Source organism: Rossellomorea vietnamensis (assembly GCF_025398035.1).
Taxonomy (GTDB): Bacteria; Bacillota; Bacilli; order Bacillales; family Bacillaceae_B; genus Rossellomorea; species Rossellomorea vietnamensis_B.
Window position 1 is genome coordinate 3,448,941 of the sequence record NZ_CP104558.1, and the last position, 20,348, is coordinate 3,469,288.

Genomic DNA, 20,348 nt, shown 5'->3' on the forward strand with positions numbered 1-20,348 from the left:
GGACGTTTCGTTTTATACGCTATGAGGTATAAGTAACCATAACCCAAAAGGAGGATCAAAATGTTCCACTACACAAAAGACGTTTCAATGAATGTGAAGGATGCCGTATCAGCAGTAGAGGCATCCTTGAAAGAAGAAAGCTTCGGGGTTCTGTGGAATCTTGACCTGGCCGCCAAGCTTCAGGATAAAGGGCTGGATTTTAACGAAGAAGTAGTTGTCCTGGAAGTATGTAATCCCCACGAAGCGAAAAAGGTGCTGGAAGAAAGCATGCTCGTCAGCTATTTCCTGCCTTGTAAAGTGACGGTATACACAGAAAAGGGAACGACGAAGATCGGGATGGCAAAGCCCAGCAAGCTGATTGAAATGGTAGATAACGATGAATTAAAACGATTGGCGTTGGAAATCGAAAATCGCCTGATCGGGTGTTTAGAAAACGTCTGACGATTTGAACCTGTTGCAAAAAGCGGCGGGTTCTTTTTTTGCCTCCCATTAACTCATACTCCTCACAATCTTCTGAATATGATACACTTTTAAAAATACATAGATTCAGGAAGGATGAAAGTGAAATGAAATTCACCACCAAGGTCGTACATAGTCAGCTGAAAGGAACAGAGGAAATCCGTAGTAAGACAACACCGATCTACCAGACGTCTGCTTTTTCTTTTACGTCTCTGGAGGAACTTGAGGGTTTCTATGAAGGGAAGTCTCCTTATCTTTATTCAAGGACGGGTAATCCGAACACGGATGAACTTGGGAAGATGGTGGCAGAACTTGAAGGAGCTCCTGCGGGTGTCGCCACGTCTTCCGGATTGTCGGCAATCCTGGTTGGTATCCTTGCCGTTGTTCAGGCAGGGGACCATATTGTTGCGGCGGAGGATTTATACGGAGGCACTTTCCATATGCTGAAAGAAGAGCTGAAATCATTCGGTATTTCGACCTCCTTTGTCGATTTCACGAGTGAGGAGGAAATCGAGGCAGCACTTACTCCCGACACCAAACTTCTCTACAGTGAGACGGTAACCAATCCATTTATGCGGGTAGAGGATATTTCAAGAATGGTAGCTCTTGCCGAAAAGCATAACCTGAAATCGATGATCGACAATACATTCGCCACACCATTTCTGCGTCAGCCCTACCTTGAAGGAGTCGATCTGGTCGCTCACAGCGCTACGAAGTATATCGGCGGGCATAGCGATATCACAGCGGGGGTCGTAGTCGGAAAAGAAGAGCTTGTGCAAAAGGCAAGAGAGAAGGTCGTCAACATCGGTTCGAACCTAAGTCCATTTGAAGCATGGCTCACATGCCGGGGGGCGAAAACATTGGCACTTCGGGTGGGGACCCAGGCTCAGAACGCGGGAACACTTGCAGATGAACTGCGCAGCAATGAGCAGGTGAAGAGGGTCTATTATCCAACTGATCTATCCGATAAAGGGAATGGGGCGATCGTCACCATCGAACTCGATGCCAGCTGCGATATCAGCACATTCTTCAAGTCCCTTGGATGGATCAAAATCATCCCGTCCCTGGCCGGCGTGGAAACAACGGTTTCCTATCCGCTTGGAACCTCTCATCGTGCCCTTCCGAAAGAAGCGCAGGAAAAACTAGGCATCAACACCCATGTGGTGCGCATATCGTTAGGTATCGAGGATGGGGGAGATATCGTTTCTCAATTCAACGAGGCAATAGCAGCTTCTGTTAAAAAATAAAAAATTCTGAAAATGGTCTTGACGTTGAGGCTGGTTACCCTTTATAATTCATCTCAACGCATGAATTTTTCACATTGACAATTAAATGCTCTTATCCAGAGAGGTGGAGGGACTAGGCCCGATGAAACCCGGCAACCTTCATGTACGCACTGTGCGTCACATGAAAAGGTGCTAATTCCTGCAGGCGATCTGCCTGAAAGATAAGAGGAGGACCCTATTCAATTAGACCCTCTTCTTAGGAAGAGGGTTTTTTATTTTATCCTCTTCTCGCTTCCTAGGTACCTATTCTTCTTCGGTTTTTCAGTATCTTAGTTCAACAGAATCCCAAAACCAAAACAATTAGGAGGAATTCCAAATGACAAAATCATTCGATTTCGACACACTTCTTCTTCACGGCGGCCAGGAGCCGGACCCAACTACAGGCTCAAGGGCGGTACCCATCTATCAAACGACATCCTACGTGTTCGACAACAGCGATCACGCCGCAAAGCTATTCGCCCTTGAAGAACCGGGAAACATCTATACCCGTATCATGAACCCGACAGTCGACGTCCTCGAGAAGCGCCTCGCCCTTTTAGAAGGGGGAATCGGAGCCTTGGGTGTATCATCCGGGATGGCCGCCATTTCTCTTTCCATCCTGAATATAGCCGGTGCAGGGGATGAAATCGTGGCAGCCACCAATCTGTACGGCGGAACGTACAATTTATTCTCTACGACCCTTCCGAAATACGGAATCAAGGTTCATTTCGTCGATCCGACTGATCCAGAGAATTTCCGAAAAGCGATCACGCCGAAAACGAAAGCGGTATTCGCCGAGACGATCGGAAATCCGAGCCTGCACGTCCTGGACATCGAGTCGGTGGCGAAAGTGGCCCATGACCATCATATCCCGCTCATCATCGATAACACATTTGCCACGCCATATGTGTGCAAGCCGATTGAGTGGGGAGCTGACATCGTCATACACTCCGCGACGAAGTGGATCGGCGGCCATGGTACGGCCATTGGTGGAGTCGTCATCGACGGTGGGAAGTTTGATTGGAATCATGAGAAGTTCCCTGGATTTACAGAAGAAGATAGAAGTTATAACGGACTTCGCTACGCACAAGATGTGGGAGCGGCCGCTTTCATCACAAAATTAAGGGTGCAGCTGCTTCGGGATCTCGGGGCGTGCTTAAGTCCACAAAACGCATTTCTGCTGTTGCAGGGACTGGAAACCCTGCATCTCCGCATCGAACGTCACACGGAGAATGCCTTTAAGATTGCGGAACACTTAAATCAGCACAGCGGAGTTGCCTGGGTTTCTTATCCAGGTCTCCCACAGCATCCATCCCACGCTCTTGCTCAAAAATATTTGAAAAATGGAGCGGGATCCATCGTCGTCTTTGGAATCAAAGGGGGCAGGGATTCAGGACGTAAAGTCGTCGACAATATTTCCCTCTGGTCCCATGTTGCCAATGTGGGGGATGCGAAGTCACTGATCATCCATCCAGCCTCCACGACTCATCAGCAATTGAACGATGAGGAAATCCGGGCCACAGGTGTCACCGAGGACCTTGTAAGACTTTCCGTCGGTTTGGAATCTGCGAAGGATTTGATCGAGGATCTGGATCATGCGATTGAAGTGGCTTTAGAAACGTCGAGGGTATAAAAAATAACTGTTTTCACCGGGGGGGCCCATGACCCCAAACAACACCAAAAAAGGAGGTGGAGGAATGGAGAACTCATACTCTTATGAAGTAAGCTCCATTACCGTCCCATCCCTCACCTTAGAGTCAGGCACCACGTTATACAATATAAATCTGGCCTATGAACGGACCGGGAATAAGGACGGTCCCGTCATCCTCGTATGCCATGCCCTCACCGGCACCCATATTGTGAAGGGAACGAGTGAGGATCAGGGCTGGTGGGATGGACTGGTCGGACCAGGATCCTACATTGATACCGATCTATACAATGTGATTGCTTTCAATGTGTTAGGGGGATGTGAAGGAAGTACTGGACCGACGTCCACGGATCTGGAAACCGGAGGACGATACGGCCCGGACTTCCCCCACATTACCATACGGGACATGGTCCACTCCCAATATGAAGCACTCCAACAACTCTCCGTCGAAAGGATTGAAGCGGTGATCGGCGGCTCGCTGGGTGGAATGCAGGCATTGGAGTGGGGGGCCCTGTATCCGACATATATCAATAAGGTATTCGCCCTCGCCGTCTCACCGGCATTGAATGATTACGGTCTCGCCTTCAATCATATCGGGATCACAGCAATTGAAGGGGATCCCGAATTTCAAAATGGCCACTATCCTCACGGTTCCATATTAAAAGGGCTTGAGATTGCCAGGATGGTCGGGATGGTGACCTATCGTACACAGGAGTTGTTTGACAGGCGCTTCCAGCGGGTGAGGACCAATGAGCAGTACAATGTGGAAAGCTATCTTGATTATCAAGGAAAGAAACTGGGAAAGCGATTTGATCCGAACAGCTATCTTACCCTCCTGAAAGCGATGAATACCCATGACATCGGGAGGGGAAGGGGAGGATCGGAAATGGTCGCCGATTCCTATCCGTGCGAGCTGGTCTCGATCAGCTATGAGGGTGATTTGATCTATTCTCCACAGTATTTAAAGGAATTCACACTACAAGTGCCTAAGGGTGAACATTACTTTATCCCGACAGCATTCGGTCATGACGGGTTCCTTGTGGAATTCGAGAAATGGGGAGGGATCATCTCTTCTCATCTGAAAAATCACCAAGATCAAAAAATCGTGACGGGTATGAAATAATCCGCTGCCAATCATAACTCGTCCCCCTCCGGCATATAGTTAGATAAGCAAAGACATCGCACCGCCTAAGCGCGTTTTTGTGTGGTGTCTTTTTTCGTTGGATGGGAAAGTGGACGCTGCTCTCATCCATACCATAAACAAACGACAAGCTGGAGGGGAATATATGGAGTGGACGGGCAGAAAGCTCATCATCACCATCATCATTAGCATGTTGATCGGTGCAGGAGGAATGTATGGCGGCTTGGAGTGGACGGGCAGTTCCGGGTCCGGGGACGAGCTTGCCCAGTTTAACGGCAAAGGGGAGCTGAATGATAAGCTTCACAAGGTGGAAGTCGCGTATGATTTGATCAGTGACAAGTTCTTTCAGGATGTGGACAAGGGACAGCTCGTGGAAGGGGCGATTCAGGGGATGCTGAAGACCCTGGATGATCCGTATTCGGTTTACATGAATGCGGAGACCGCTTCTCAATTCAATGACGCGTTGGATTCCTCTTTTGAAGGGATCGGGGCAGAGGTCACGATCATGGACGGGAAACTGGTCATCGTGGCTCCTTTTAAAAATTCACCTGCAGAAAAAGCCGGTCTGAAACCGAATGACCGCATCATCAAGGTGGATGGAAACAGTATCGACGGGCTGGACCTGTATGAAGCCACGTTGAAGATCAGAGGGAAGAAGGGTACGGAGGTGAAATTGGAGATTACGAGAGAGGGTCTTTCAGATCCGATCGAGGTGTCCGTGAAGCGGGACGATATCCCTGTTGAAACGGTGATTTCCGATGTGAAGGAAGTCGATGGGAAGAAGACGGGCTATATCCAAATTACAACCTTCTCGGAAAATACCGCCGTCGATTTTAAAAAGCAGCTGACAGAACTCGAGAAGAAAAAGGTAGAAGGACTGGTTCTTGACGTAAGGGGTAATCCCGGTGGTCTCCTTTCCAGTGTGGAAGACATCCTCAAACAGTTCGTCACCGAGAAAAAGCCGTATGTGCAAATCCAGGAAAGAAGCGGAGAGGTGCTGAAATCCTTCTCCAACAGTAAGGAAAGAAAAGCGTACCCGGTGGTGGTCCTCATCGATGAGGGCAGTGCGTCGGCATCTGAAATCCTTGCTGGGGCCCTCAGTGAGGCGGAAGGATATCCACTGATCGGGACGAAGAGCTTCGGAAAAGGAACCGTTCAGCAGGCAGTGCCGATGGGAGACGGAAGCAATATCAAGCTCACCATGTTCAAATGGCTGACGCCGAACGGGAATTGGATCCATAAGAAGGGAATCAAACCGGATATCCCGGTCAGACAGCCATCCTACTTCTATGCCCATCCTCTTCAAGTGGAAAAACCAATGGAAGAAGGCACGAACAATGAGCAGGTGAAAAACGCCCAGGAAATGCTTCAAGGATTAGGTTTCACCCTTGATCGGGTCGACGGTTATTTCAGTAAGAAAACGGCTAAAGCCGTCAAGGATTTTCAGATCCAGGAAAGCCTCGACGTCACGGGAGTCATTGATGCGAAAACCGGCGAAAGGCTGCAGGAGGAAATATTTGAAGCGGTGCAGAATGAAAAGAACGATTTGCAGCTGCAGGCAGCCTTGGAGTATATAAACCGTACAGCCAATAAGGATCAGTAAAAAAAAGAGATCTCTCTTCGTGAGAGGTCTCTTTTTTTGTGAGGGCATTTGATTCAATTTCGACTGGATGGAGCGGAGAATCCGCACTTATTCTCTCAATCTATCTATTATAATAATGACCTTCCATTTACTAGAAAGGAGATTGATAGAATGTTTTCAGTTAAAGACAAAGTCGCCATCGTCACAGGCGGTGGACGGGGCCTCGGGAAAGAGATGGCCCTGGCATTGGGAAGGGCTGGTGCGCATGTCGTGATTTGTTCGAGAAACCAGTCGGCGTGTGAAGAAGTGAAGGAAACGTTGATTGGTTCAGGTGTACGGTCACTCGCCATTCCTTGCGATGTGACGCGGAAAGCGGATGTTATACATGTAGTGGAAACGGTGATGAAAGAGTTTGGAAGAATCGATATATTGATCAATAACAGCGGGACGTCCTGGGCCGGTCCATTTGCTGACATCCCTGAAGATAAGTGGGACAAGGTGATGGATGTCAATGTAAAGGGGGCTTTTTTATTTTCCCAGGAAGTGTCCCGGATCATGGTCAGGCAAAAAGCAGGGAAGATCATTAACATCGCTTCCGTTACGGGGTTTGGCGGGACGAACCCCATGCTCATGGATACGGTACCCTATAATACGAGCAAGGGTGCGGTCATGACGTTGACGAAGGACCTTGCCGTGAAACTTGCACCGCATAATATCCAGGTGAATGCCATCGCTCCGGGTTTCTTTCCAACCAAGATTACGAAGGAACTTTTTGCTAGTCAGGGAAATATGATCAAGCAGCATATACCAGCAAGGCGATTTGGACAGGGAGAGGATCTGAATGGAGTCGCCATCTTCCTTTCCTCTGCTGCTTCTGACTATATAAACGGTCACATCTTAGTTGTGGATGGCGGCATCCGGGCGCAGGTATAAGGAGGGGAAACATGGATCTATTTTATGAGGAATTGAAAAAAATCGGAATGAGTGTGGAGTATGAGTTGAATCAGTGGATTGTAGGGAAGCTGGATGATCCGGAACTGGTTGCGGTCGTCAAACAATGGCTTGAATTATTCCAAACAGTACTGGCATTCATTCAACTTCTTTCACTCTTACAGACGCTGAATGAATAAAGAATGGAAGTGAATACATGAAAAAAGAGCATGAACAAAAAGAACGAGCCCGTTGGAAGGGATTCATCGAGACTTTGCAAAATGATAGTGAGTGGCAGCCGAATTTTCCAAGAGAAGAAATTTGGACAAACCATAATAGTAGATTGTGGTACTATGCCCCTGTAAATAAAAATGGGCATATCCCTGTATTTTTACTATATTCACATATTAACAAGCCATCCATCCTTGATTTGACAAAGGAACATAGTCTGATAGGGGAATTTCTTCAAGAAGGATACGATGTCTATCTTCTCGAATTTGGTGAACCCGCAGTGGAAGAGAAAGGTACAGGATTGGCGGAGTATTTGTCTCACTATGTGGACCCATCCATAAAGAAAGCCCTTCAACACAGTGGGAAAGACGAGCTGTCCCTTTCCGGCTTTTGCTTAGGGGGGACGTTGGCTGTCATCTATGCAGCATTAAATCCACATTTTATCAGAAATCTACTGGTTTTTGTCACGCCGATTGATTTTGGTCAAGTTCCGGCTTATCACAATTGGGTGCAAGCTTTGAAAAATGACGAAATCGATATCCCGGGTATCATGGAAAGAATCGATCTCATACCGGCATCCATGATCCGTTATGGGATGAGGGCTTTGACTTCCCCCATTTACTATTCTCCCTATCTGTCGCTATTAAATAAAGCCTACGATCAAAACTATGCTCATTATTGGTTCCGGTTCAATCAATGGACAAACGACCATATCGCACTCACCGGAGCCATGGCCAATGATATTATCACCTATTTTGTGAAAGAGAATGTGCTGATGTCAGGGAAATTCGAACTTGCCGGAAAAGAAGTGGATCTGAAAAACATCGAATCGAATCTTTATTTGATTTCTTCCCAATATGATCACTTGGTTCCTTCCTCGATTAGCACGCCCTTGCTGGAACGGGTGTCTAGCACGAATAAGGTAGCAGCAGAGGTAAGGGGAGGCCACGCAAGTCTGATTAAATACGGGATATCAAATGAATTGAAAGAGTGGCTGCATCAATACTCACAATAAAAGGAGGGGAACATGATGCTGGAGTGGGAAATCGACACCCCTTTTGATTATATGGGTTTTGCCTTTTTCGTTTTTAAAGAGTGTATCAAATCTTATTTTCAATAAGGAATAGGGGCGGCTGGGATGAATCTCCCCCGCCTCTTTTTCTTCAAAAGGAGATATCATTCCCATCCAATCGACATCATTTCCCGGGAAAATATGAGGAATACTGTCGGAAATGAAATCGAATCGTAAAACGATTGAATAAAATTGCAATAGGTTTTAACACCGTCTTTTGATAAAATAGTAGATAATGCAAATTTTCTTGCAAAAGGTGGTGACGGATATTGGTTGAGCTTTGGTTACTGGAAATGTTAAAGGGGTTCGGGAAATTATTCCTGCATCCTGTACTATATCTGTCCGTATTTTTCGCTATCATGGCGGGTTATTATCGTGTGAAGAGGGAACGGAGAGATTTCAATACGAGATTGCTGGACGGATACCATGATATGCGGGTGTTATTTTCATACGGAATCGTCCTTGGGCTGCTGTTTTCTGTTGTGACAGTCGGGGCGGGAGTGGTGATTCCTTTCGCCGGTCTCATCCTCATCGGAGCCATGTCGGTCCTGTTTGCGTTGACGGGACGTTTTCAACTCATGTCAGCGACCATGACAGTAGGCGTTTCCTACTTTATCTTAGTCGCGGTGGATTATTTTCAGTGGGACATCCCTTACGTGAATACATATGTGGAAAACCTGAATCTGGGTCTGCTCAGTTCCATCGTCGTCCTTCTCGGTATATTGACGATGATCGAAGGCATCCTGGTTGTACTGAATGGCTGGAAGCACACATCACCCCGCCTGCTTAAAAGTGCACGTGGCTTGAAGGTCGGAGCTCATCTCGGGAAAAAATTATGGCTCGTCCCTATGTTTGTATTGGTACCCACAGGGTCCTTGACTCTTCCATTTGAATGGTGGCCGGTGTTTACCCTGGGCACTGAAACATATTCATTACTGTGTGTACCGTTTCTCCTCGGGTTTCAGCAGCTGGTGAAAAGCACGCTGCCTGAAGCCGCAATCAAGCATACGGGATCCCGTGTGTTCTGGCTAGGTGCATTCGTATTGACCTTGGCTGTAACAGGATTCTGGGCCCCGCTGTTTTCAGTCGGTGCAGCAGTGGTGGCCATCCTTGGCCGGGTCTGGATTGCTTATCGTCACCGGAGTGTGGATGATTCGAAGCCTTATTTCTTCAAACGGCAGCCAAATGGCGTCATGATTCTCGGTATCCTCCCGGGTTCACCTGCCAGGAAGCTGACCCTTCAGGTTGGGGAAATCGTCCTTAAGGTGAACGGTGCAGAAGTGAATACGGAAAGGGCATTTTATGAAGCACTGCAAAAGAACGGAGCCTATTGTAAGCTGGAGGTTCTGGGGACGAATGGTGAAAACCGTTTTACCCAGGGAGCCCTGTATGAAGGTGATCATCATGAACTGGGGATACTTTTTGCCGATGAAGTTTCAGGGTGGGAGCATCATCAGGTTTCGTAACGACTTCAATATATAAATATAGTATAGTAAGAAGGACCTCTTTTAGACGGAGGTCCTTTTGTTTATTTTCCTTAAGAGTAAGGACCAATATTCTATGAATAAAGCCCTGTAATATCTTTGGAAAATTCTGATACTCCCTTTTCTCTAAACTTGTTTATCGTTATAATGAATTTACTTTGTTAAACTATTAACTGTTAGATTTATGAGGTGAATGGATGAAGATTGATGAAATTGATCGGAAAATATTGCAGTTGTTAACGGAAAATGGACGACTTTCTTATGCTGACATTGGGAAAGAGTTGAGTCTTTCACGTGTATCTGTCAGGGAGAGGGTACATCAGTTAATGGAAAACGGTGTAATAGAGCGTTTTAGTGTAGTAATCAATTCGGAAAAAGTGGGAAAGCAAGTTTCAGCTTTTTTTGAAGTGGACTGTGAACCAGCTTATTTGGTAGAGGTCGCGCAGACATTAGCTGATAATCCCAGTGTAGCAAGTTGCTATCAAATGACAGGGCCAAGCACATTACATATGCACGTACTTGTCGAAGATTTTACTGCATTAGAGAAATTTGTGAATAATGAACTATATTCTCTAGAGGGCATTTCCAGAGTAGAAAGTCACATTCTACTAAGAAGATTCAAAAGCAGGAGTGGACTTAAATTATAGGAAAAAGGGCTTAACCAACATTTTGGTAAGCTCTTTTTTTTGAACTTCTATTTGGAATACACCACGATAACCTAAATATTCAAAATAAATAAATTTTTTAGAAAAATGTGTAGATTTTTCTTTCGGTATCCGATATAATCGTCAATAACATAAAAATAACTACGTTTGTTAGGTTAAAACTAAAATTAACCTAACAAACGAAAGTTCATTTAAGTGGAATAATGCGATTGGGAAAAGGAGGTTGGTCATTTTGGCAGCACTTATCACACGAAGATTTTTTGAACTAGTACTTTTACTCATCGGTATTTCATTCCTGGTATTCGGCAGTATGCATATTGCCCCTGGAGATCCGGCATCCATCATCGGAGGACCAACGGCGACAGATTCTGATATTGCCGCCATTCGCGATAATCTTGGATTGAATGACCCGTTTCTGGTCCAATATTGGGATTATCTGAAAGGAGTGTTTCAAGGTGATTTTGGTTATTCCTATCAAACGAAGCAATCCGTATCTGAAGCGATCGCTGTCAGGTTTCCGAATACGCTGAATCTCGCCATTGCAAGCATGATTGTTGCAATCGTTATCGGTCTCACTGCTGGAATCATTTCAGCACTTAAACAAAATTCTTGGCTGGATGTTTCCAGTACTGTTGTTGCATTAGCTGGTATTTCCATACCCAATTTCTGGTTGGGTACCATCCTGATACTCGTATTTGCAGTGAATTTACAGGTTTTACCGGTTGGGGGGCTCGATTCTCCTTTTTGGACAATAGAAGGGATGAAGCAGTTGATTCTTCCTGCGATAACATTGGGCACGGGTTCAGCCGCAATGATTGCCAGGATGAGTCGTTCATCGATGCTTGAAGTCATTCGGGCAGATTACATACGTACAGCCAGGGCAAAAGGATTGAAAGAGAAAACAATCATTTGGATTCATGCTCTTAAGAATTCGATGATCCCTGTTATTACCGTCATTGGATTGAATTTTGGATTCCTCCTTGGCGGGACCATTATTACGGAGCAGGTATTTGCTATCAATGGTGTGGGTAGGTTAATGATTGATGCGATAGCCGCAAGAGATTTTCCTATGGTTCAGGGTTCTGTTTTATTAGTGGCCACGCTCTTTGTGCTTGTGAATTTGTTAGTTGATATCATTTATGTCTTTATCGATCCACGAATTAGCTACGATTAATAGAAGGGAGGAATGAGAGGGAAATGGCGGCTGAAGTAGTGACAACTAACTCTGTGAAAAATTCTGTTCCATTGAAGAAAAAGGAAAAATATCTGGTCACAACCGGAAAGCGTTTGCTTAGAAATAAATTGGCTGTAATGGGATTGATCATTATCACTCTACAAATATTCCTGGCTCTAGCAGCACCACTTATTACGATTCACGGACCGCTTAAACAGAATCTGGCGGCAAGTGAGTTGCCGTTATTCTCAGAAGGACACTGGTTGGGAACGGATAACTACGGCCGTGATATGTGGAGCAGGATCGTGTATGGAGCGAGAATCTCCCTTGTCGTAGGGATCACCGCTGTAAGTCTTGGTCTGATTGGAGGGGTAACCCTTGGTCTTCTCTCGGGTTATTACCGCAGGCTGGATGGGTTCATCATGAGGATTGTGGATTTACTCTTTGCTTTTCCTGGAATCCTCCTAGCTATGCTGATCATCGCCGTTCTTGGAACGAGTCTAGTGAACGTGGCGATTGCGATAAGTATTTGGTCGATACCGACATGTGCCCGTATCGTAAGGGGATCAGTATTATCGGTGAAGAAACAAGAGTATATTCTAGCGATGAAATCACTCGGGGCGAGCGATCTCCGTATCATGGTGAAGCATATTCTGCCTAACTGTATAGCACCCATCATTGTTTTCGCGACCATGAGAATGGCAACGGCCATCTTATCAACGGCTGCCCTCAGCTATCTGGGATTAGGGGCACAGCCGCCGACACCCGAATGGGGAGCAATGATTGCCCAAGGACAGAATTTCATGTGGACGTCACCACATATGACGATTGTACCGGGAATTGCCATCATGCTGATCGTATTCGCATTTAATGTGGTCGGAGACGGTTTAAGAGATGCACTTGATCCAAACATGAATTTAAATCAATAAAAATAGAGGGGGAAATAAAATGAAGAAGTGGCTTATTGCATTGGTAGGATTATTAGTTGTTTTTACGACGGCATGTTCAAGCAGTTCAAGTGGAAGTGGTGACAAAAATGGCGGAGAAGTCTCTCAAGAGTTGACCTATGCAACAACCTCTGATGTTGTGGGGCTTTCGCCAATATTAACAAACGACTCAGTTTCCTCCAACGTCATTGAACAAGTCTATGAAACTCTCTTTACAAGGAATCCAGAGACAATGGAAATGGAGCCGCTGCTGGCTGAATCATATGATACACCAGACGATAAAACATGGGTGATTAAACTAAAAGAAAATATTAAATTCCATGATGGAACGGACTTTAATGCAGAAGCAGTTAAGTATACATTCGATAAATTTATGGATCCTGAAACAGCTGCACCCCGTGCGTCACTATTGGAGCCTATTGAGTCTGTGAATGTTGTGGATGACTATACGGTTGAAATTAAAACCAAATATCCATATGGCCCATTATTGGCAGCATTGTCACATACAAATTCATCGATCGTCAGTCCGTCTGCAGATAAATCTCAAGACTTAATGAAGGAACCTGTCGGAACCGGCCCCTTTAAATTCGTAAGTTGGACACCCGGAGATCAGGTTGTAATCGAGAAAAATGAAGATTATTGGCAGGATGCACCAAAGCTTAAGAAAGTCGTTTTCAAAGTGGTACCTGAAGTGACGACGGCGATTTCTATGCTTCAAACTGGGAAGGTTCAATTCATTGACGCCATTCCGACTGAACAATTACAACGTGTGGAGTCTTTAAAGAATGTAGAGGTTTCGAAGCAGGAAGGGACACCTGTTTACTATATGGGATTCAATATGGAAAAAGAGCCAATGAACAATCCCGAGTTTCGCCAAGCGGTTGCCTATGCACTCGATCGTGAAGCATACGTGAAAAAGTTGAATGGACTTGGCATTGAAGGGAACAGTGTAATCGGTCCAAAGGTCTTCGGATATGATGAGTCAGCAAACGAAGCAGGGTATCAACATGATTTGGAAAAAGCGAAGGAGCTTGTGAAGAAGAATAACTTTGCAGATAAAGAGCTTACGATATTAGTAGCAAATCGTGATAGTTATATGCTGATGGCAGAGATTGCTCAATCTCAGCTCCAGGAGGCTGGTTTAAACGTATCCATTGAGACGATGGAGTGGGGAACGTTCTTAGATACCGCCCGTGATGGTAAATATGATATGACGTTCCTTGGCTGGTCTAATACAACGTCAGATGGAAGTGAGCTATTGTATCCAAACTTTCATTCAGATAACGTAGGTTCGTCCAATCGAGTCCGGTACAGTAATCCTGAGTTCGATAAACTCGTTAATGAATCGAGAGAAAATGTTGATCAAGATGTACGTGCTGAGAAACTCGACGAAGCAAATAAATTAATTGTCAAGGATGCACCGGTCATCGTCATGAATCATGGAGTGGTAACGGCAGCGACGGATCAATCAGTAAAAGGTCTTACATTGGATCCGACTGGTCAATGGTCGTTATACAACGTTTACAGAGAGTAGGGGTAAGGATGACAACAGATCTATTATCTGTAAAGAACCTGGTCACAGCTTTTCGAACAGCAGATGGTGAAGTGTCTGCTGTTCGAGGGGTATCATTTTCGATTAAAGAAGGGGAGACCCTTTGTGTCGTGGGGGAGTCGGGTTGCGGAAAAAGCATTACCTCACTTTCCGTCATGGGTCTCCTGCCAAGCAACGGTTTCATCAAGGAAGGGAGCATTGAATTTAAGGATCGACATTTAAACAGGTTGTCTCCAGAGGAATTAAGAAAAGTGCGGGGAAAAGATATATCAATGATTTTTCAGGAACCGATGACGGCGTTGAATCCTGTTTTGACCATCGGTTACCAATTGAGGGAGCCACTCATTTTACATCATAAGCTAAATAAGTCAAAGGCTCATATACAGGGGATTGAATTGTTAAAGCAAGTAGGGATCCCTTATCCTGAAAAAAGAATGAAACAATATCCCCATGAGCTAAGCGGGGGAATGAGGCAGAGAGTCATGATTGCCATATCACTCGCTTGCCACCCACAGTTACTTATAGCGGATGAACCCACCACTGCGCTGGACGTCACTATTCAAGCTCAGATTCTGGATTTGATACAGGACTTGAAAGATAAGCTTGGCATGGGGGTCATGATGATTACTCATGATATGGGGGTAGTCGCAGAGGTTGCAGATCGGGTGATGGTCATGTATGCGGGGGAAAAAGTAGAGGAGGGATCAGTAGAATCCATCTTTGAAAACCCGCAACACCCCTATACAAAAGGATTATTGAATTCTGTACCCAATTTGGATGAACCCGACTTTGAACTTGAGGCGATTCCTGGTTCACTACCTAATATAAATGAAGAAATCAATGGATGTCGCTTTCATCCAAGATGTCCTTATGCGATGGAAAAGTGTGCCGTCCAAATTCCGAAAGATGTTGAATTGCCCGGAGACCATAGAGTGAAATGCTGGCTACAGGAGGTAGACGAAGGTGCCGACAACCGTCAAAAAATCGTCCATACTTAAATTAGAAAGTGTAAAAAAATATTATCCCATCAAAGGTGGATTACTCAAACGAGTTCAAGGCCATGTCAAAGCAGTAGAAGATGTCAGTTTAGAAATGTTTGAGGGTGAGAGTTTAGGTGTAGTCGGGGAATCAGGCTGTGGGAAATCTACATTAGGCCGCACTGTCCTGGGATTGGAGCCTGTGACGGAAGGGAAGGTGATCTTTCGCGAACAGGAGCTTCAGCATTTATCTGAACGTAATCGGCTGCCATTCAAGAGGCAAATGCAAATGATTTTTCAGGACCCATATGCTTCCCTCAATCCAAGGCAGCGTATAGGGGATGCTCTTGAAGAAGTGTTTATCATGCATACGAAATTGTCTAGCAAGAGTCGTAAAGAAAAGGTAACCGAGTTGCTTAAAGAGGTCGGGTTGAAAGAAGAGCATTATGATCGTTATCCGCATGAATTCAGTGGGGGACAGCGTCAAAGGATAGGAATCGCCCGTGCCATAGCATTGAATCCTTCTGTTGTTATTTGTGATGAAGCCGTTTCTGCCCTGGATGTATCCGTACAGGCGCAAGTTTTGAAACTATTAAAGACTCTTCAGTCCAAATACGGGCTGACCTATTTATTCATCTCTCATGATCTCGGGGTGGTACGTTATTTCTGTGATCGGGTAATGGTCATGTACTTAGGGAACACTGCTGAACTGGCGACTGCCAAACAGCTTTATGAAAACCCATTGCATCCTTATACGAAAGCACTCTTATCATCCATCCCCCGACCCTCGATCGAGAGGAATAGGAAGAGAATCCGGTTGGAAGGGGAAATACCGAATCCTGCAAATCCTCCTTCTGGATGCACATTCCATACACGTTGTCCGGTTGCCTCAGAGATATGTAAGCAAAAGAAGCCCGTTTGGCGTGATATGGGAGATCAACATTATGTAGCATGTCATCATGTGGAAAAAGGAAGGGAAGTTCTATGAAAATGGATCATTTATATCAACCGTATTCTTCTATACGAAATACTGTTTTTGCGAAGAAAGGAATGGTGGCAACTTCTCAGCCGCTTGCATCTCAGGCAGGACTGGAAATCTTACAAAATGGTGGAAATGCGGTAGATGCTGCGATTGCCACTGCGGCTGCGCTGACAGTCGTTGAACCTACATCCAATGGAATTGGCGGTGATGCATTTGCCCTCGTTTGGGTAAAGGGGAAACTTCATGGTTTAAATGCAAGCGGGCCTTCTCCAAAAAGTATTTCCATTGAAGATGTTAAGAGGAAAGGGCTTCACGGAATGCCTGTCCATGGAGCTGTCCCTATAACCGTGCCGGGTGCCCCTTCAGCTTGGGCGGAGCTTTCAGACAAATTTGGTAAGCTTCCATTAAGTGAAGTGCTGGCACCAGCGATTCGATATGCTGAAGAAGGGTATCCAATCAGTCCTGTGTTAGGGAAGTATTGGGGGTTGGCTTATAAGAGATTCAGGGAACTATTTAAAGATGATCAAAAATTCCAGCCCTGGTTCGATACATTTGCCCCAAATGAGAGGGCCCCTCTTATTGGAGAGATATGGTCATCACCGGGGCATGCCCGGACTCTCAGACTGATTGCAGAGTCAAATGGAGAGAGTTTCTATAGGGGAGAGCTTGCAGAAAAGATTTCTTCCTATGTCGAGAGGTGTGGCGGTTACCTCTCCAAGGAAGATCTTTCTGAATATAAAGCCGAATGGGTGACCCCGATATCAACCAACTACAAAGGCTACGATGTTTGGGAGATTCCCCCTAACGGTCAAGGACTTGTGACCTTGATGGGACTAAATATCGTGCAGGGCTTCCATTTATCAGAAAAAGATGCCGTTGATACATATCACAAACAAATCGAATCCATGAAACTTGCCTTTACTGATGGAAAAGCCTTTATTACGGAAGAAAAAGAAATGCCGGTTTCTGTTGAACACTTGTTATCTGAAGACTACGCAATCTCGCGGAGGGAAATGATTCAAGAAGACGCAATCACCCCAAAAGAATATCAGCCCCAAAAAGGCGGAACGGTCTACCTGGCTACAGCTGATGAGGAAGGAAATATGGTTTCTTTCATTCAAAGTAACTATATGGGATTCGGTTCCGGTATTGTGATTCCGGGTACCGGTATTTCCATGCAGAACAGGGGGCATGATTTCTCACTGGATGCAGAACATCCAAATGCACTCAAACCCGGAAAGAAAACATACCATACGATCATTCCAGGATTTCTGACGAAAGGAGAAGAGCCGATAGGCCCATTCGGCGTAATGGGTGGATATATGCAGCCCCAAGGACATTTCCAAGTAGTGATGAATACGATCGATTTCCACTTGAATCCGCAGGCTGCACTGGATGCACCGAGGTGGCAATGGGTAAAGGATAAGGAAGTAATCGTTGAACCGGATTTTCCGAATCACATTGCTCAGGCATTAGCGAGGAGGGGGCATCATATTCAAGTGGCGACAGATTCAGGGGCTTTCGGAAGGGGGCAAATCATTTGGCGAAATCCCGTTTCAGGGGTTCTGATGGGTGGTACCGAGTCGAGAACAGATGGAGCGGTTTCAGCTTGGTGATGAATATTGATTGATTGAGTGGAAGAGGGGGTGGCATCATGAAGCAATTGCATATATTTCTTGCTTTTTTTCGAGTGGGAATGTTGGGATTCGGAGGGGGACCTTCCTCCATTCCTCTAGTACACAAAGAAGTGGTGGAGAAGTACAAATGGATGAATGATGATGAATTCTCTGATGTCCTGGCGCTGGGGAATGCCCTGCCGGGACCAATCGCAACCAAGATGGCGGGGTATATCGGATTTCGGGTCGGTGGATTCCTGGGGATGATGAATGCCGTGTTAGCGACGATCATTCCCACCATTATATTGATGGTTTTACTCCTTACGGTTCTGAACACCTATAAAGACAAGAACTGGGTGCAGGGGATGGCAAGTGCGGTGGTTCCTGTAGTAGGCGTGATGCTTGGAGTATTGACGTGGGACTTTGTGAAAAAATCCCAAAAAAATATGGGGTGGAAAGTGACCATTGTTCTGTTGGCGGGAAGTATACTATTACTTTCTGTTTTAGGAGTTCACCCGGCTATCGTGATTGGAGCATTACTGGGGTTTGCCCTACTTGCCCGAAATCCAAGTAAAGAAAAGCAGGTGAAAGCATCATGATATATATCCATATTTTCTTAGCCTTTTTTATTCCCGGGATATTGGGGTATGGAGGGGGACCAGCCTCCATTCCACTTGTGGAAAATGAGGTAGTTGATCGCTATGAATGGCTGACTGTTAACGAATTCAGTGAAGTCCTTGCGCTTGGAAATGCGCTGCCTGGACCTATAGCCACTAAAATGGCCGGTTATATAGGTTATCAGCAGGGGGGGATTCTTGGCGCAGGTATAGGGGTGTTTGCGACTGTTGCCCCGTCCTTGATATTGATGATCATGCTTCTTGGATTATTAATGAAATACAAGGATTCACCAAAGGTAAAGCGTATGACAAGTTTGGTTCGGCCAACCATCGCCGTTTTGTTAGGGATCATGACGCTTGGATTTTTTATGAATGCATATGAGGGGATCGGAATTGTGCAAACCGGGTTGATTGCAGTATGCAGCTATGTTCTGCTTCAGAAAATGAAAGTGAGTCCCGCATACGTAATTGGAGGAGCTTTACTTTATGGAGCATGCTTTCTGGGTGTTTAAACTTACCCAACCCCGCAGATAAAGGAAGGACCTCGGTAAAATTCGGTCGCTTAAGAGTAATAAAAATGCTCGTAGAATTTAAAAAGTAAAAATAAAAAAACAAGCTCAAGATAGACTTGAGGCTTGTTTTTTTATTAATAGGCCTTGGATGTGTCCTCCACATCCTTCTCCGTCCTATCAATAATCGACGTACCAACCAGATCCCCTGTCACATTCAGGGCCGTACATCCCATGCCGACTAAAGCATCTATTGCTGTCAGGAGGGCCACGGTTTCCATCGGCAGACCAAGCTGGGCAAATACGGTAGCGATCATGATGATTCCTGCTCCAGGAACACCTGCTGTTCCGATGGAAGCCAATGTTCCTACAAGGACAACGACCATCATATCGGTCAGACTCAATGGATTACCGACGACATTGGCGGCAAACACTGCGGATACGGCAATCCGAATCGCAGCCCCATCCATATTAATTGTGGAGCCGAGGGGCAGGCTGAAGCCGTATAAACTTTTTGGCAATCCGAGGTTTTTTGCTGCATTCAATGTTAGTGGCAGTGTGCCAGAGCTGCTTTGGGTTACAAAGGCTGTAACCATTGGTGTACGTGCTTGAGCAAAGAACTTGCCGGGACTGATCTTGAATCCAACCAGAGCAATCATATAGATAGCCAATTGGACGAACAAAGCAATATAAAGAACGAGAATCATATTCCCCAAGGACACTAATGTGTCGAGTCCCTGATTCCCGACCGTATTGGCCATGATCGCAAAGATTCCGATGGGAACGTATTGAAGTACCACCTTCATAATCGACAGGGTGGCTTCATTCAAGCCATTCACGACTTTGTATACATGTTCACCGAGTTCGTGGTATTCCGCTGAAGACCGTAAATATGAAATCGCAATGCCAAATACAATCGCTGTAAAGATGATCCCCAGGAGATTCATATCTGTGAATGCCGTGACGATATTATCTGGAATGATATTCAGAAGGACACTGGTGACCCCCGGATTTTCCGGTACCTTAAATTTTTCCGTCGTATCAAGGGTCATCCCTGTGCCGGGTTGAAAGATACTGGCAACAGCAATCCCGACGATAATGGCTAAAGCCGATGAGAATAAGTAATATAAAAACGTTTTTCCGCCCATTCTTCCAAGTTTGTTTACACTGGTCTGGTTCACACCGACCATCAAGGTAAATAGAATGAGGGGGATGATCAGGAACTTAAGCAGGCGAATCAAAATATCGCCAAGGGGTGAAAGGACAGATGCATCCTTGCCAAATATCACACCGACGGCAATCCCAAGTACGAGAGCCACGGTTATTTTCATGATAAGGGATGTATTGAGGTAACCTCTCCAAAGAGATTTCATTGTTTGCCGCCTCCTTATAGTATTAGTAGATTTCCCCAAAAAATCTTAAACATAACATCTATATAAATCTGATAGGTTTAATGAGGATTTAGAGTCATAAGATACAACAGATCGATTGAACTGT

Annotated in this window: 19 protein-coding genes and 1 riboswitch; of the genes, 18 read left to right on the forward strand and 1 reads right to left on the reverse strand. The window is 45.5% G+C overall.

Annotated elements, in window-relative coordinates; genetic code table 11:
- The first annotated feature begins 60 nt into the window (after nucleotides 1-60).
- The 18 genes from N5C46_RS17590 to N5C46_RS17675 all read left to right on the forward strand — a co-directional run bounded on the left by N5C46_RS17590 (nucleotide 61) and on the right by N5C46_RS17675 (nucleotide 18,854).
- Complete coding sequence (locus tag N5C46_RS17590; protein ID WP_261749613.1) at nucleotides 61-441, forward strand: DUF302 domain-containing protein; 381 nt, start codon at nucleotides 61-63, stop codon at nucleotides 439-441.
- 125 nt (nucleotides 442-566) lie between these two features.
- Entirely contained in the window at nucleotides 567-1,706 is a 1,140-nt protein-coding gene (locus N5C46_RS17595; RefSeq protein WP_261749614.1) for a trans-sulfuration enzyme family protein, read from the forward strand.
- 88 nt (nucleotides 1,707-1,794) lie between these two features.
- A riboswitch (SAM riboswitch) is annotated at nucleotides 1,795-1,913 on the forward strand.
- A gap of 148 nt (nucleotides 1,914-2,061) precedes the next feature.
- Nucleotides 2,062-3,357, forward strand: coding sequence for an O-acetylhomoserine aminocarboxypropyltransferase/cysteine synthase family protein (locus tag N5C46_RS17600; protein WP_261749615.1), 1,296 nt, complete (start codon nucleotides 2,062-2,064; stop codon nucleotides 3,355-3,357).
- Between the two features lie 64 nt (nucleotides 3,358-3,421).
- Complete coding sequence (gene metX / locus N5C46_RS17605; RefSeq protein ID WP_261749616.1) at nucleotides 3,422-4,495, forward strand: homoserine O-acetyltransferase MetX; 1,074 nt, start codon at nucleotides 3,422-3,424, stop codon at nucleotides 4,493-4,495.
- Nucleotides 4,496-4,658: 163 nt separating this feature from the next.
- The gene (locus N5C46_RS17610; RefSeq protein ID WP_261749617.1) at nucleotides 4,659-6,116 is read left to right on the forward strand and encodes a S41 family peptidase; all 1,458 of its coding nucleotides are present in this window, start codon (nucleotides 4,659-4,661) and stop codon (nucleotides 6,114-6,116) included.
- 150 nt (nucleotides 6,117-6,266) lie between these two features.
- On the forward strand, nucleotides 6,267-7,028 hold the full coding sequence (locus N5C46_RS17615; RefSeq protein WP_261749618.1) for a glucose 1-dehydrogenase: 762 nt from the start codon (nucleotides 6,267-6,269) through the stop codon (nucleotides 7,026-7,028).
- A gap of 11 nt (nucleotides 7,029-7,039) precedes the next feature.
- Complete coding sequence (locus N5C46_RS17620; protein WP_261749619.1) at nucleotides 7,040-7,225, forward strand: hypothetical protein; 186 nt, start codon at nucleotides 7,040-7,042, stop codon at nucleotides 7,223-7,225.
- A 17-nt stretch (nucleotides 7,226-7,242) separates the two neighbouring features.
- Nucleotides 7,243-8,271, forward strand: a complete 1,029-nt coding sequence (locus N5C46_RS17625) for an alpha/beta fold hydrolase (RefSeq protein WP_261749620.1) — start codon at nucleotides 7,243-7,245, stop codon at nucleotides 8,269-8,271.
- Between the two features lie 326 nt (nucleotides 8,272-8,597).
- Complete coding sequence (locus N5C46_RS17630) at nucleotides 8,598-9,794, forward strand: PDZ domain-containing protein (protein ID WP_261749621.1); 1,197 nt, start codon at nucleotides 8,598-8,600, stop codon at nucleotides 9,792-9,794.
- Between the two features lie 215 nt (nucleotides 9,795-10,009).
- Nucleotides 10,010-10,459, forward strand: coding sequence for an Lrp/AsnC family transcriptional regulator (locus tag N5C46_RS17635; protein WP_261749622.1), 450 nt, complete (start codon nucleotides 10,010-10,012; stop codon nucleotides 10,457-10,459).
- Nucleotides 10,460-10,709: 250 nt separating this feature from the next.
- Nucleotides 10,710-11,651, forward strand: coding sequence for a nickel ABC transporter permease (gene nikB / locus N5C46_RS17640; RefSeq protein ID WP_261749623.1), 942 nt, complete (start codon nucleotides 10,710-10,712; stop codon nucleotides 11,649-11,651).
- A gap of 23 nt (nucleotides 11,652-11,674) precedes the next feature.
- Nucleotides 11,675-12,580, forward strand: coding sequence for an ABC transporter permease (locus N5C46_RS17645; RefSeq protein WP_261749624.1), 906 nt, complete (start codon nucleotides 11,675-11,677; stop codon nucleotides 12,578-12,580).
- Nucleotides 12,581-12,599: 19 nt separating this feature from the next.
- A complete protein-coding gene (locus tag N5C46_RS17650) occupies nucleotides 12,600-14,132 on the forward strand; it encodes a glutathione ABC transporter substrate-binding protein (RefSeq protein WP_261749625.1) in 1,533 nt (510 codons plus the stop codon).
- Nucleotides 14,133-14,140: 8 nt separating this feature from the next.
- Nucleotides 14,141-15,148, forward strand: coding sequence for an ABC transporter ATP-binding protein (locus N5C46_RS17655; protein ID WP_261749626.1), 1,008 nt, complete (start codon nucleotides 14,141-14,143; stop codon nucleotides 15,146-15,148).
- The gene (locus N5C46_RS17660; protein ID WP_261749627.1) at nucleotides 15,114-16,115 is read left to right on the forward strand and encodes an ABC transporter ATP-binding protein; all 1,002 of its coding nucleotides are present in this window, start codon (nucleotides 15,114-15,116) and stop codon (nucleotides 16,113-16,115) included. Before N5C46_RS17655 ends, N5C46_RS17660 begins: the two co-directional genes overlap by 35 nt.
- On the forward strand, nucleotides 16,112-17,725 hold the full coding sequence (locus N5C46_RS17665; RefSeq protein WP_261749628.1) for a gamma-glutamyltransferase family protein: 1,614 nt from the start codon (nucleotides 16,112-16,114) through the stop codon (nucleotides 17,723-17,725). Before N5C46_RS17660 ends, N5C46_RS17665 begins: the two co-directional genes overlap by 4 nt.
- 38 nt (nucleotides 17,726-17,763) lie before the next feature.
- Nucleotides 17,764-18,324 (forward strand): chromate transporter, encoded by a 561-nt coding sequence (locus tag N5C46_RS17670; protein WP_061810163.1) that lies wholly within the window; start codon nucleotides 17,764-17,766, stop codon nucleotides 18,322-18,324.
- Nucleotides 18,321-18,854 carry a chromate transporter gene (locus N5C46_RS17675; protein WP_261749629.1) on the forward strand — a complete coding sequence of 178 codons (534 nt, stop codon included), beginning with the start codon at nucleotides 18,321-18,323 and terminating at the stop codon, nucleotides 18,852-18,854. The genes N5C46_RS17670 and N5C46_RS17675 overlap by 4 nt, the downstream gene beginning before the upstream one ends.
- Nucleotides 18,855-18,988: 134 nt before the next feature.
- On the opposite strand, the gene N5C46_RS17680 is transcribed toward N5C46_RS17675, so the two are convergent.
- Nucleotides 18,989-20,224 (reverse strand): dicarboxylate/amino acid:cation symporter, encoded by a 1,236-nt coding sequence (locus N5C46_RS17680; RefSeq protein ID WP_261749630.1) that lies wholly within the window; start codon nucleotides 20,222-20,224, stop codon nucleotides 18,989-18,991.
- Nucleotides 20,225-20,348: the final 124 nt, after the last annotated feature.